The organism is Actinomycetospora endophytica (assembly GCF_021026375.1).
GTDB lineage: Bacteria > Actinomycetota > Actinomycetes > Mycobacteriales > Pseudonocardiaceae > Actinomycetospora > Actinomycetospora endophytica.
Window position 1 is genome coordinate 397,153 of the sequence record NZ_JAJNDB010000003.1, and the last position, 13,767, is coordinate 410,919.

9 protein-coding genes are annotated in these 13,767 nt (G+C 74.4%); 2 read left to right on the forward strand and 7 right to left on the reverse strand.

Annotated features, from left to right (window positions below):
* Positions 1–125: 125 nt before the first annotated feature.
* Positions 126–4,277 carry a Pls/PosA family non-ribosomal peptide synthetase gene (locus LQ327_RS17265; protein ID WP_230735848.1) on the reverse strand — a complete coding sequence of 1,384 codons (4,152 nt, stop codon included), beginning with the start codon at positions 4,275–4,277 and terminating at the stop codon, positions 126–128.
* 218 nt (positions 4,278–4,495) lie between these two features.
* Entirely contained in the window at positions 4,496–5,920 is a 1,425-nt protein-coding gene (locus LQ327_RS17270) for an FtsW/RodA/SpoVE family cell cycle protein (RefSeq protein ID WP_372460696.1), read from the reverse strand.
* 277 nt (positions 5,921–6,197) lie between these two features.
* On the opposite strand from LQ327_RS17270, the gene LQ327_RS17275 reads away from it, so the two are divergent.
* Positions 6,198–7,346: a magnesium transporter CorA family protein gene (locus tag LQ327_RS17275; RefSeq protein WP_230735852.1), complete on the forward strand. Its 1,149-nt coding sequence runs from the start codon at positions 6,198–6,200 to the stop codon at positions 7,344–7,346.
* A gap of 53 nt (positions 7,347–7,399) precedes the next feature.
* On the opposite strand, the gene LQ327_RS17280 is transcribed toward LQ327_RS17275, so the two are convergent.
* The 5 genes from LQ327_RS17280 to LQ327_RS17300 form a co-directional block, all read right to left on the reverse strand.
* Positions 7,400–7,858 (reverse strand): DUF5666 domain-containing protein, encoded by a 459-nt coding sequence (locus tag LQ327_RS17280; RefSeq protein WP_230735854.1) that lies wholly within the window; start codon positions 7,856–7,858, stop codon positions 7,400–7,402.
* A 179-nt stretch (positions 7,859–8,037) separates the two neighbouring features.
* Positions 8,038–8,916 (reverse strand): DMT family transporter, encoded by an 879-nt coding sequence (locus LQ327_RS17285; protein ID WP_230735856.1) that lies wholly within the window; start codon positions 8,914–8,916, stop codon positions 8,038–8,040.
* A 154-nt stretch (positions 8,917–9,070) separates the two neighbouring features.
* The gene (locus LQ327_RS17290) at positions 9,071–9,838 is read right to left on the reverse strand and encodes an enoyl-CoA hydratase/isomerase family protein (protein WP_230735859.1); all 768 of its coding nucleotides are present in this window, start codon (positions 9,836–9,838) and stop codon (positions 9,071–9,073) included.
* A complete protein-coding gene (locus LQ327_RS17295) occupies positions 9,835–11,502 on the reverse strand; it encodes an AMP-binding protein (protein ID WP_230735861.1) in 1,668 nt (555 codons plus the stop codon). The genes LQ327_RS17290 and LQ327_RS17295 overlap by 4 nt, the downstream gene beginning before the upstream one ends.
* A 26-nt stretch (positions 11,503–11,528) precedes the next feature.
* The gene (locus LQ327_RS17300; RefSeq protein WP_230735863.1) at positions 11,529–12,464 is read right to left on the reverse strand and encodes an LLM class flavin-dependent oxidoreductase; all 936 of its coding nucleotides are present in this window, start codon (positions 12,462–12,464) and stop codon (positions 11,529–11,531) included.
* A gap of 117 nt (positions 12,465–12,581) precedes the next feature.
* On the opposite strand from LQ327_RS17300, the gene LQ327_RS17305 reads away from it, so the two are divergent.
* Positions 12,582–13,733, forward strand: a complete 1,152-nt coding sequence (locus LQ327_RS17305) for an acyl-CoA dehydrogenase family protein (protein WP_230735865.1) — start codon at positions 12,582–12,584, stop codon at positions 13,731–13,733.
* The last annotated feature ends 34 nt before the right edge of the window (positions 13,734–13,767 follow it).

Here is a 13,767-nt window from a genome sequence, read left to right on the forward strand (position 1 = left end):
TTGCGTCTGGGTGCGCCGGTGATCGCGAGGGCCGGGGGCGTCGCACGGTCTCTCGTCAGAGGCCGACCCGACCATGATCACCAGAATGAGGCGGATCTGGGCGCCGAGGGCCGCCCGGACGACGTCTACGAGACCGGGTGCCGCGAGCCCGCGACCTCCTCGGCCGGGTTGCCCATCCACCGGGCCCCCGGCGGGACCTGCTGCCCCTTGGTGAGGAAGGCGTTCCCGCCCAGCCGCGACCCGGTCCCGAGGACGGTGTCGTAGTGCACGAACGCCAGTGGCTCGAGCTCGGCCCCGGACCCGACGACGATCGGCGCGGCCTTGAAGACGCCGTCCTCCATCGAGTGCGGCTGCAGCACGACGCCGTCGTTGAGCGTGACGTCGTCGCCGAGCGCGACGAGTGACTTCTCGCTGATGCTCGCGCCGTCGTCGAACAGGCGCCGCCCGACCCGCACCCCGAGCAGCCGCCACACCGTGCTCTTGAACGGGGTCCCGTTGAGCACGCTGGGCTGCATGCTGAACTTCCAGAAGCGCTCGTGGCGCCAGAAGTACGGGTCGTAGATCGAGCAGTACTGCGGGCGCAGCGCCCGGAACCGGGTGCTGAGCCGTTCGAGCAGCACCCCGTAGGCGAGGTTGAGCGGGCCCGCGACGAGCACCGCGCACGCCACGACCGAGATGCCGACGGTGTCGTCGAGGTTCACCGCGACCAGCGCGAGGATCGTCAGGAGCGCGACCCGGACCCACTGGGCGAGCAGGAACAGCACGATGGTGCGGAGGTTGTGGGCGTTCTTCTGGGCCAGGCGCCGTCGCAGCCCGGTGCGGCTCAGCGCGAAGTCGGCCTCGTCGGCCCGGCGTCGCGGGATCTCGAAGGCCGGGGAGCCGAGCAGGCCGATCCCGGAGCGGACCCGGCCGTCCGCGGGGATCGAGGTCTTGCTGCCGATGAACACGTCGTCGTCGAGACGCGCGCCCGGGGGCACCGAGATCACGTTGCCGAGGAAGCAGCGGCTCCCGATCGCGAGGTGCTCGGTGCGGAACGCGGTCGCGGACTGCTCGGTGTTCACCAGGTCGACGCCGTCGGAGAGCATCGTCCCGGCGCCGACGGTGATCGAGTACGGGTTCTCGTGGCGCAGCTCGGCGCCGACGTTCGAGCCGGTCTGGCCCGCGTCCGTCATGGCGTAGCCGAGGGCACGCAGGTAGCCCACGACGTAGGAGCTGTCGCCGAGCAGCCGCACGAAGAAGGGCACGTTGGTCACGCGGGAGACCGCCCGCTGGCAGGCGTGCGCCACCCCGTACAGCGGGTGGACCCGGCCGGGGACCAGCACCCGCGCCAGGACCCGGGGCAGCGTGCACACCGCGGCGAGCCCCAGCGCGACGGCGCCGAGGTAGAGCACGAGGGAGACGCCGAGCGCGCCCAGGTAGAACGCCGGGTCGCCGAGCCCGGAGATGCCGGGCAGGACGGCGTCGCCGACGGCGGGCAGCGCGTCGCCCGCGGTGATCGCGCAGGCCACCAGGAACGGGACCACGAGCAGGAGCGCCCCGACCTCGGAGACCGCGGCGACCACCCGCCGTCGACGGGGGCAGTGCGCACTCGGCAGCGTCGGCGGCGCGTGGTCGGCCGGCCGGGCCGGGGAGCCGTGCCAGTGGCGCCCGTCCGGGACCCGCTGCCCGGTGTGCACCGACGACGCGTGCGCGAGCCGCGCCCCGTCGCCGACCACGGTGTCGATCTCGAGGAGGGAGCCCTCCCCGACCACGGCGTCCGCGCCGATGCGCACCCGGCCGGTGCGCAGGGCGCCCGCGCGGGCCTGGTAGCCGGTGAACGCCACGCTCCGGCGCACCACGGCCCCGTCGCCGATCTCGATCAGGTCGGGGCACACCGGCACCGTCGTCGAGAGGATCACCGCGCCCCGCCCGATGCGCGCGCCCAGGGCCCGCAGGTAGAGCACGTAGATCGGTGACCCCGCGAACAGGGCCAGCGGGCAGGAACGGATCAGGGTGGCGACCGTCCAGAACCGGACGTACGCCAGGCTCCAGAGCCGGATCGTGTCGGGTCGGCACCGTCCGACGAGCAGCCACTTCGCGGCGATCGGCAGCAGGCACACCACGGCACCGGACGCGGCCAGGGCGGCGAGGACGCGCAGGTAGAGCTCGCCGAAGCCCTGGCTGGGGCCGACCCAGTCCACGTCGACGTTCGCGATCAGCACGCCGCCGAGCGCGAGGGCCGCCAGGACCAGCAGCTGCAGCACCCCGCACGCGCGGTGCATCCAGGTCCCGACGCGCGGCTCGGGCGGGTGCTCGGGCAGGCCCACCGCCGCACCGGGCGTGGCCTGCGCGAGCGCCGCCGCGAGCGAGCGCACCGTCGGGTGGGCGTACATGAGCCGGATCGGGACGGGCGGGAGGTCGGTGTCGCGGCGCAGCGCCGCCGCGACCCGGGCGAGGGTGAGCGAGTTCGCACCGAGGTCGTCGACGAGGTGGGACTCGACCGAGACCCGCTCGAGGTCGAGCACCCCGGCGAACGCCGCGGCGAGCGACTCCTCGGTGCGGGTGGCGGGGGCGACGACGGTGCCGGGAGCGCCGCCGCGACGGGCGGCGGGCGCCGGGAGCGCCGCGCGGTCGACCTTGCCGCTGCTCATCATCGGGATCTCGGCGAGCCGCTGGAAGTACGCGGGCACCATGTGCGCGGGCAGGGCGCTGCGCAGCCGGGCGGCGAGCGACTCCTCGTCGACGGCCACGCCGTGCTGCACCCGGTAGTAGCCGACGAGTTCGGTGACCCCCGACGACGGGGTGTGGGTGGCGACGACGGCCTGGGCCACGCCGGGCACGGCGCCCAGCACGGCCTCGATCTCGCCGAGCTCCACGCGGAAGCCGCGGATCTTCACCTGGGAGTCGGCGCGCCCGACGTAGGTCAGTCCCTCCCGGTCCGCGCGCACCAGGTCACCGCTGCGGTACGCGCGGCCCCAGCCCAGGGCGGGCAGCGGGCGGAAGGCCGCGGCGTCCTTCTCGGGGTCGAGGTAGCGGGCGGTCCCGACCCCGGCGATGACCAGCTCACCGACCTCGCCGGGACGCACCGGGTGGCCGCGCTCGGGGTCGACGACAGCGAGTTGCCAGCCCGCGAGCGGCAGCCCGATCCGCACCGGCTCCCCGGGACGCAGCCGGGAGGCGCAGGCGACCACGGTGGTCTCGGTGGGCCCGTAGGTGTTCCAGACCTCGTCGCACACCGCGGCCAGCCGGTGCGCCAGCTGATCGGGGCACGCCTCACCGCCGAGGATGAGCAGGCGCAGGCCGCGGCACTGCTCGGCGCTCCACAGCCCGGCCAGGGTCGGCACCGTCGACACCACGGTGATGTCCCGGGCGGCGAGCCAGTCGCCGATCTCCGCGCCGGAGCGGACCAGCGACCGCGGCGCGGGCACCAGGCAGGCACCGTGGCGCCAGGCGAGCCACATCTCCTCGCACGACGCGTCGAACCCGACCGACAGCGACGCCATCACCCGGTCGCCCGGGCCGAGCGGCCGGTGCCGCAGGAACAGCCGGGCCTCGGCGTCGACGAAGGCCGCGGCGCTGCGGTGGGAGACCGCGACGCCCTTCGGGGTCCCGGTGGTGCCCGAGGTGAAGATGATCCAGGCGTCGTCCGAGGGCAGCGGCCGCCCGGGCGGGAGAGCGGGGGGACCGCCGCGGCGGGTCTCGTAGGTCTCCGCGTCGGTCAGCACGCCCCGCACCTCGGCGCGGGCGAACACCAGGTCCGCCCGGTCCGCGGGGTCCTCGGCGTCGACCGGGACGTAGGCGGCCCCGACGGCGAGCACCCCGAGGACGGCGACGTAGAGGTCGGCCGTGCCGGAGGCGACGCGGATCCCGACGCGGTCGCCGCGTCCCACGCCGTGGGCGGCGAGCAGGACCGCGACCCGGTTCGCCTCACTGCGCAGCGCGGCGTAGTCCAGGGTCCGTGTGCCGTCGTCGATCGCGGGACGGTCGGGGTACGCGGCGGCCGTCGTGGCGAGCACGTCGAGCAGGGTCCGCGGGGGTGCGGAGCTCCCGCCGAGGTGGACGGCCCCGGGCGGCGGGACCGCCGGACGCCGGGGCCGCCGGACGGTCGGCGAGTCCGCGTCCGGGCGGACGGCCGGGACACCGCCGGGCGGGGACGGCGGCGCACCCGGCGCCGCGAATCCGTGCGGCGGGGACGGCGGCGCACCCGGCGCCGGGAGACCGCGCGGCGGGGACGGCGGAGCACCGGTACGGGCCGGGAGGGCGCCGGTGGGGGCCGGGCCGACTCCTACTGGGTGCACGCCGTGTCCTCCTGGGGTGGTGTCGCGGCTCGAGGTGGGGTGCGACGCGGAGCGCGGCGAAGCTAGTGAGGGCGCCGGACCCGCGGCCCGGTGCCTGAGGGGGTCGGGGCCGGGGCCGCGTCGAATGGTCGGTGCGGCGCGCCGAGGGTCGGCGAAGGCCGCGGTCTGCTCATCCGTGTGAAACCGGGGTGAGCCCGAGGCGTGCCCTCCGGACGGCGTCACTCGGCCGGAGCCCGGGAGCTGACCATGGTCGCCGCCTCCGCGAGCGGCGTGACCGGAGCGGCGGGACGGGCCTCCTCGGGCCGCCGGACGTGGTGGGAGATGCGCAGCAGGATCGCGACGAGCACGTAGTTCGCGAGCAGCGAGGAGCCGCCGTAGGACAGGAACGGGGCCGTCAGACCGGTCTCCGGGATGAGGTCGGTGACCCCGCCGACGACGATGAACACCTGCAGGGCCAGCGAGAACGACAGCCCGGCGGCGAGCAGCGTCGAGAAGCCGTCGCGGGCCGCGTTCGCCGCGTGGAGGCCTCGGCCGATCAGCAGCAGGTAGACGCACAGGATCGCGGCGAGCCCGGTCAGCCCGAGCTCCTCCCCCATCCCGGCGATGATGAAGTCGGTGTTCGCCAGCGGGACCAGGTCGGGGCGGCCGGCGCCGAGCCCGGTTCCGAGCATGCCGCCGTAGGCGAGCCCGAACAGGCCCTGGGAGAGCTGGTACCCGTTGCCGGCGAAGTCCGCGAACGGGCTCTCCCAGACCTGCACGCGGACCTGGACGTGGGCGAACAGGTGGTAGGCGAGCACGCTGGTCGCGGCGAAGAAGGCCAGGCCGATCAGCACCCACGACACCCGCTCGGTCGCGATGTAGATCATCGCGAGCACGACGCCGAAGAACAGCAGGGACGCCCCCAGCTCCTTCTCCAGGGCGAGCACCCCGACGGCGGCGAGCCACGCGATCACCAGCGGCGCGAGGTCGCGGGGCCGGGGGAACTCCATCCGGCCGAGGCGCCGACCCGCCGTCGTGAACAGCTCGCGCTTCTCGACGAGCAGCGATGCCGCGAACACGATGATCGCGAGCTTGGCGAACTCGCCGGGCTGCAGCGAGACCGGTCCGACCCGGATCCAGAGCTTGGCCCCGTTGACCTGGGAGATGCTCGCCGGCAGCACCCCGGGCAGCACCAGCAGCACCAGCCCGACCAGGCCCAGCAGGTAGCTGTAGCGCGAGAGCACCCGGTGGTCGGGCAGCCGCCACATCACCACCGCGAGCAGGACCACCGACCCGCCCGCCCAGGCCAGCTGCCGGATCGCGTTCGACGACGGGGCGGGCAGCCCCTGCCCGACGGCGGAGGCGGCCGCGGCGAGATCGAGCCGGTGGATCATCACCAGGCCGAGACCGGTCAGGAGCGCCACGCACGGCAGGATCAGCGGGTCGGCGTAGGGGGCCCAGCGGCGCACGGCGAGGTGCGCGCCCGCGAACAGCGCGAGGTAGGCCAGGCCCAGGTAGCCCAGGGCGAAGCTCAGCGCGTGCTGCTGGTCGATCTCCACCGACACCAGCGACGCGGTCGTGATCGTCGCCGCGGCGACGAGCAGCAGCAGCTCGGTCCGGCGGCCGGTGGCCGGTCCGGGTGGTCCGTCGGGGACGCGGGTCAGGGGACACCTCCGGGGGCGACGGGACGGTCCGACGGACCAGATACTCGCACGAACATTTGAGCGTCATGGAGGCGCCGCAGCCTTCTGACCTGCGTCGAAGCCGGTGATGACCAGGCGATGGGGTGCCGATGAGCAACGCCAGAGATCGACCACCGGCCGTCGACGACGACGGTCCGCTCGCCGTGTCGGACGGTTCCGGACGGCCCGTTCGTGCCACCCGTCACCCGTACCGAGCCGGCCCGCCCCGTGCGCCGCTCGCGACCAGGGAGGAACGACGATGAGCTCGGACGCGACGATCCGCTCGCCGGAGCAGGACCGCCCCGGACCGGACACCGAGAATGCCGCGGGTGGCGGGCTGCGGGCGCGCCCGGCCGACGGCGCCACGTTCGCCGGACGCGATCCCGCGCTGGCCGCCGACCAGACGATCTCGGGGCAGACGCCGCCCCACTGCCCGGCCCGGACCCGGGCCTACCGCGGCGGCCGGGTGATCGCCGAGGGGTTCCCGGTGGCCGAGCTGTCCGACCAGCTCGACGACCACCCGGAGACCTTCGTCTGGCTGGACCTGCACGACGCGGACCCCACCGACCTCCGCGTGATCACCGAGGAGTTCGGGCTGCACCCGCTGGCCGTCGAGGACGCGGTCAACGAGCACCAGCGCCCCAAGCTCGACCGGTACGACGACCACCTGTTCCTGTCCGCCTACGCGGTCGCCCTCGACGCCACGACCGGGCAGCTGGCCGCGAGCGAGATCGCCGCGTTCGTCACCCCGCGGGCGTTGATCACGGTGCGCAAGGACGACGGCTTCGACCCCGGCAGCCTCGTCGCCCGGTGGGACGCCAGCCCCGATCTCGCCGCGCACGGCGTCGGGTTCCTGCTGCACGGCCTGCTCGACCAGATCGTCGACGGCCACTTCACGGCCGTGCAGTCTCTCGACGACGAGATCGAGGAACTGCAGGACGAGCTGTTCAGCGAGGTCGACCCGGGCCAGAGCCTGCAACGACGCAGCTTCGAACTGCGGAAGTCGCTGGTGCTGCTGCGTCGGGTGGTCCTGCCGATGCGCGAGGTCGTCAACTCGCTCATGCGCCGCGACCTGCACGTCCTCGACGACACCCTGACGCCCTACTACCAGGACGTCTACGACCACGTGCTGCGGGCGACCGAGTGGACCGAGTCGCTGCGCGACCTGGTCACCACCATCCTCGAGACCCGCCTGACGATCCAGGGCAACCGGCTCAACGAGATCATGCGGAAGCTGACCTGCTGGGCGGCGATCATCGCCGTGCCCACCGCGGTCACCGGGTTCTACGGTCAGAACGTCCCGTACCCCGGCTTCCAGGAGTCGTGGGGCTTCGTGACGAGCATCGTGCTCATGGTCGTGATCGCCGGCGGGCTCTACCTCGGGTTCAAGCGCAAGAACTGGGTCTGAGTTCGGTGACGACGGCGGGGCCCGGTCGGCGTGACCGGGCCCCGCCGGGGCCGTCAGCTCCCGGAGGGCGCCGGGGTGATCGGTGCGGACGGGGCGGGCTGGGCCGGGGCCGCGCCGTGGTCGCGCACCCACCGGGCGTCGAGCGGGCCGCCGTCGGCCCAGGCGGCGATACCGATCCGGTCGCCGACCACCACCGCGCTGTCCTGGCTCTTCTGCTTGTCCTTCCGCACGTGCGTGGTCGGGGTCAGCGTGTAGGTCTGCGAGTAGCCGTCCTTGCTCTTCACGGTCACGGCCGAACCGTTCACGGCGGTGACGACGCCGCGCTGGAGGTCGACGGTGACCGTCCCGTGCTTCTTCGTGTTCTTCGAGAACTCGACGTGCTCGCCGGGATGGTGGGGGTGGGCGCCGGCCGCCGGGGCGCCCGACGGTTCGGCGTTCGCGATCCCGGCGCCGATCCCGCCCAGCGCCAGCGCAGTCGCCGTGGTCGCCGCCGCCTTCATCCAGATCCTCATGAGAGTCCCTTTCCCGTGCTCGGCGCGACGCTGATCGCCGCGACGGGAACGACGATCACGGCGTCGCCTGACAACGGACTGAGAAAGCCGGGAAAGGCCCGAGCCGCTTCAGAGAGCCTTCAGCGCGACGGAATTACTTCCCGACGACGGGGAATGCGCGGGACGAATCCGGACAACGGTCAGCCGACCGTGGAGTCGACGGCCGGAGCGCGGACCGACCCGCGGGCGAGGGCCGCGGTGGCGACGGCCATCACCGCCACCAGGAGGACGATCAGGACGACCGTGGGCCCCGAGGCACGGATGTGCTCGCCGAGCACCACCACGCCCAGCAACGAGGCCCCCAGCGGTTCGCCGACCGTCACCGCGGGCAACGAGGCCGACAGCGGACCGGCCCCGAACGCGATCTGCTGCAGCAGCGTCCCGATCCCGATCGCGGCCAGCAGGACCCAGGTCTCCCAGCCCCGCAGCAGCGGCACGAGTCCGGTGGCCAGCAGCGCGACCACCGACTTCGTCAGGGCCCCGACGAGCCCGTAGGCCAGACCCACGGCCACGGCGAGCAACGCGGCGCGCCGGGCTCCGCGCCGGCGCCCCGCGCCCAGCACGCAGGCCGCCGCGACCAGCACCAGCACCGATCCGGCCGGCACCCACTGCGCGAACGGCGCCCGGTCGACCCCCGCCGTCGGTTGTCCGACGCACACGAACAGCGCCAGCGCCCCGACCAGGGCGACCGACCACTGCCGCTGCGCCGTGGTGACCGTCCGCCCCGAGTAGCGGGCCTCGAGCGGCAGCGCGAACAACAGGGTCGTCACCAGCAGCGGCTGGACCAGCAGCACCGAACCGATCCCCAGTGCCCCCGCCTGGAGCCCGAACGCGCCGGTGTCGGCGCCCGCCCCGGCCCACCAGCGCCGGGAACGGACCAACCGGCCGACCAGGTGGCTGCCCCGGGCCGCCTCGTCGGGCACCGCCGCGGCCGCGCCCCGCTGCACCACGGACGCCACCGCGAACAGCAGCGCGGCCAGCAGCGCGAGTCCGGCGGCGCAGGCGTCCAGCGCCGTCACGCGGTTCCCGGAGTGCTCGTCACGGCCCTGGAATGTAGTCCTCGGCGACCGCCGGAGGCCGCCCCGCGGCGGGATCGGGCAATACGAGGACGGCCGCGGAAAAGCCTCGGGAAAGTCGCGGCCAACCATTCCCGGGCTCGATGTGTGGCTCCCGTCAGAAATCCGGGTCGCGCCGCTCGAGGAACGCCGCCACTCCCTCCCGGGCGTCCTCGCCCGCGAACAGGTCGGCCACGCGGTCGGCCTCCCGGGCGAGGCCCTTCGTCAGGGGAAGGTCGTGCGCGTCGTCGACGGACCGCAGCACCGCGGTGAGGGCCGACGTCGGCAGCGACGCGAGCTCCGCGGCCCACGCGAGCCCCGCCTCCTCCTCGCCGCCGGCAGCGACGATGCGGTCGACGAGCCCGATCGCGTGGGCCTCGGCCGCACCCACGGTGCGCGGGGTGAGCAGGAGGTCCAGCGCCCGGCCGCGCCCGACGAGCCGGGGGAGCCGCTGCGTCCCGCCCGCTCCGGGGATCAGGCCCAGCCGGGTCTCGGGCAGCCCGAGCCGCGCGCCCCTGCCCGCCACCCGCAGGGTCGCGGCCATCGCCAGCTCCAGGCCGCCGCCGAGCGCCTGTCCCTCGATCACCGCGATCGAGGGGCGTCCGGCTGCCGCGATCCGCTCGATCGGCCGGCGCAGGGAGACGAGGTAGCGCGCCATGTCGTCCTCGTCGAACCCCGCCATCGCCTTGATGTCGGCGCCGGCCACGAAGAACCCGGGGAGGTCGGAGACGATCACCAGCACCCGGGCGTCCGAGATCTCGAAGGCGTCGACGGCGGCGTCCAGCCCGGCGGCCACCGCCGCCGAGAGGGCGTTGACCGGCGGCGAGGCCAGCCGGACGACGAGGACCCGCTCGTGGCGCGTCCAGGTCACCACGTCGTCGCTCATGCGTCCTCCCGCGGAGCCGTCGCGCCCGCCCCGACGACCGGGGCGGCCAGCCGCTCACGGAGCCGGAACTTCTGGATCTTGCCGGTGAGGGTGCGGGGGAGGGCGTCGACGAGCTCGAGGCGCTCCGGGCGGTACTGGGTCGCCGCTCCTCGCCGGGCGAGGAACTGCCCGAGGCCGTCGAGCGTGGGGACGGCCCCCTCACGCGGTACGACGAAGGCGCACGCCCGCTCCCCCAGCCGCTCGTCGGGCATCGCCACGATCGCCACCTCGGCCACGTCGGGATGGGCGTAGAGCAGGTTCTCGATCTCCACGACCGGGATGTTCTCCCCGCCGCGGATGATGATGTCCTTGCTGCGCCCGGTGATGCGCAGGAAGCCGTCCGCGTCGATGCGGGCGAGGTCGCCGGTGTCGAACCAGCCCTCGGCGTCGCACCCGCGCAGGTTGGGACGCTTGAGGTAGCCGCCGAACAGGCTGTTGGCCCGGACCTGCAGCGACCCCTCGACGTCGGGGCCCAGGACGTCGCCGTCGAGCCCGATCACCCGCAGCTCGACGTCGGGCAGCGGCGACCCGTCGGTCTCGAACACCCGCTCGTCGGCGTCCTCCGGGCCGGTCGCGGTGACCGCGCCCATCTCGCTCATCCCCCAGCCGGAGCCGATGCGGGCGTCCATCGCAACGGTGGCCCGCCGGACGAGATCGCGCGGGACCGGAGCCCCCGCGCAGAGGAAGACCCGGAAGCTCGCGAACGCCTCCGGCGCCGCCTCGGCCTCGCGGGTCAGGTCGGCCAGGAACGGCGTCGAGGCCATCGTGAAGGCGACACTCTCGGCGCGGATGATCTCGGCGGCGCGTCCCGGGCGCCACACGTCCTGCAGCACCGAGGTCGCCCCACGCAGGATCGGCATCTGGAAGCCGTACATGTAGCCGGTCTGGTGGGCCAGCGGCGAGGCCATGAGCTGGACGTCGTCGGGGGTCAGGCCCAGCCGGGCCGCGAAGTCGCGGACGTTGCACAGCGCGGTGTTCGACGTGACCATCACGCCCTTGGGCTCGCCGGTGGTCCCGGAGGTGTAGGCGAGCTGGACGACGGCGTCCGGGTCGGGCCGGCGCCGGGCGAACTCCGCGCGGTCGTCGACGGTCGGGCTGCGCCCGGCGAGCACGGCGTCGAACTGACCGCCGCCGCCGGGGCGCACCGTGATCACGGTGGTCAGCGCGGGAAGGCGCCCCGTCAGGTCGCGCGCCATCGCGGCGTGGTCGAAGCCCGCGAACTCCTCGGGCACCACGAGCACGGTCGACTCCGCGAGGCCGAGCATGAACTCGAGCTCCCGGGTGCGGAAGATCGGCATGAGCGCGTTGGTGACCGCGCCGACGCGCAGGCAGGCCAGGCTCAGCACGGGCAGCTGCCACCAGTTCGGGAGCTGCATCGAGACCACCTGGCCGGCCTGCACCCCCAGGTCGAGCAGGCCGGCGGCGACGCGGTCGACCCGCGCGGCCAGCTCGGCGTAGGTCAGGGCCCGGCGGCCGTCGTCGGCATGGGTGTACCCGACGACGGCGAGGGTGTCCGGACGGTGCGCGACGGCCTCGTCGAGATGATCGAGCAGGGTCCGCCCCGGCCAGGATCGTCGGGCCATGTCCGCCCGGTACCCGTCGGTGAAGTCGGTCGCCAGCGTCATCGGTGCCTCCCGGACCCGCTCGTTCCTCACCCAGCTTCGACCAGCGCACGGACCGAGGCCAGACGCTCGTACTGCACGAGCACATCGGACGCAGCCGGCACCAGCACGAACCCCGCGGCGCCCGCTGCCCGCAGCGCGACGAGCTCCTCCGCCACCGCGCGCTCGCCGCCGAGGACGACCCACCGCTCGAGGCGGGAGAAGGGCAGGCCGTACTGACCGCGGACGAACGCCGCCGCCTCGGCCCGCGCGGCCCCCGGGTCGTCACGGGGGCCGGTGACGTGCACGAACACCATCATGAGCACGGTCGGGACGGGCCGGCCCTGCGCGGCGGCGAGCTCGGCGAGCCGGCCCGCGACCTCGGCGACCCGGCGCGGGGACATCCAGACGCCGAGCCACCCGTCACCGACGCGGGCCGCGCGACGCAGCGCGGCGTCGGACCGGCCGCCCAGCACCAGCGGCGGCGGTTGGGCAGGCGCGGGCTCGAGGACCGGGGCGCGGGTCGGCAGCAGCGGTCCGGGGTGGTCCACCGCCTTGCCCCGCAACAGGGTGTCGACGATCGCGAGGGATTCGTCGAGCCGGCGCCCCCGCTGCCGCACCGGCACCCCGGCCGCCTCCCACTCCTCGGGGTTCTCGCCCCCGACCCCGACGCCGAGCAGGACGCGGCCCGGGGCGAGCGCGTCCACCGTCGCCACCTGCTTCGCGGTCCAGACCGGGTGGCGCATCGGGAGCAGCAGGACCCCGGTGCCGAGCAACAGCGTCCGCGTGCTGACGGCCGCCGCGCAGAGTGCGCCGAGCGGCTCCATCACCGGCGGGTGGAACGCCAGGTGGTCGCCGACCCAGCCCGCGTCGAACCCCAGGTCCTCGGCCAGCGCCGCGCCCCGTGCCAGCGGCGGTGGCCCGGTCCGGAACGGATCGAAGGTCGGGAGCATGACCCCGAACCCGGCCTGCGCCACCTGCTCCATCCACGCCTCCCGAGCCGCCCGGCGCCCGCCGTTGACGGCCGGACCGGTCGTCGCGATCGTCGTCGTCGACCCGACGATCCTGGACCATCGACCCGACCTGCGAGGGGATCCGAGCCCATGGACTTCACCCTGCGGCCCGAGCAGGAGGCCTATCTCGCGGAGCTGCGCAGCTTCGGCGAGAAGGAGCTCGCGCCGCACTACCGCGCGGACGACCTCGCCGGCACGCTGCGCCCGGACCTCATCCCGACGATGGCCCGGATGGGCCTGACCGGTCTGCGTGTCCCGGAGCGGTTCGGCGGCCAGGAGGCGGACGCGGTCACGACCGGGCTGGCCGCGGAGGAGATCGCCCGCCACGACTTCAACGCCTGCTACGTGCTGCTCGACTCGGCGCTGGTCTCGGACATCCTGCTGGCCGGGGCGACCGAGGAGCAGCGGGCCCGGTGGATGCCCTCGATCGCCTCCGGCGCGACGGTGCCCGCGGTCTGCCTCACCGAGCCCGGCCAGGGCTCCGACGCGGCGAACCTCGCGCTGCGCGCGGATCCCGACGACGACGGCGACGGCTGGCGGTTGATCGGCGAGAAGACGTCGATCTCGCTCGGGATGTACACGCCGGTCGGGGTGGTGTTCGCGCGCACCGGGGGGCCGGGCGCGCGCGGGGTCAGCGCGTTCTTCGCCGACCTCACCGACGACCGCCTGTCGCGGACCCCGCTCGACGACCTCGGCAGCCGCTCGATCGGCCGCGCCAGCCTCTACTTCGACGGTGTCCGGGTCGGGCGCGCGGACATGATCGGCGCCGAGGGCGAGGGCTTCGTGGCCGTGATGCGCGGCTTCGACTACTCGCGCGCGGTGATCGGGCTGATGTGCCTCGGGATCGCCTCCGCGGCGCTGGACGACGCGATGGCCTACGCCCGCGAGCGGGAGGCGTTCGGCCGGCCCATCGGGACCTTCCAGGGCGTCGCGTTCCCGCTGGTCGAGTTCGCGACGCAGATCCGCGCGGCCCGGCTGCTCTGCTACGAGGCGCTCGCCTTGAAGGACGCGGGTGAGGACCCGGCCGTTCCGGCCAACATGGCGAAGTGGTGGGCGCCCAAGCTCGCGGCCGACGCGGTCCACCAGGCGCTGCTGACCTTCGGGCACGCCGGGTGGTCCACCGACAACACGATCGGCCAGCGTCTCCGGGACGTCATCGGCCTCGAGATCGGCGACGGGACCGCCCAGATCGCCAAGCTCGTCGTCGCCCGGCATCTGCTCGGGCGGTCGACGGCGCCCTGATTTTCTACGTTGTCGCAGGTTCTGCGATGTCGTA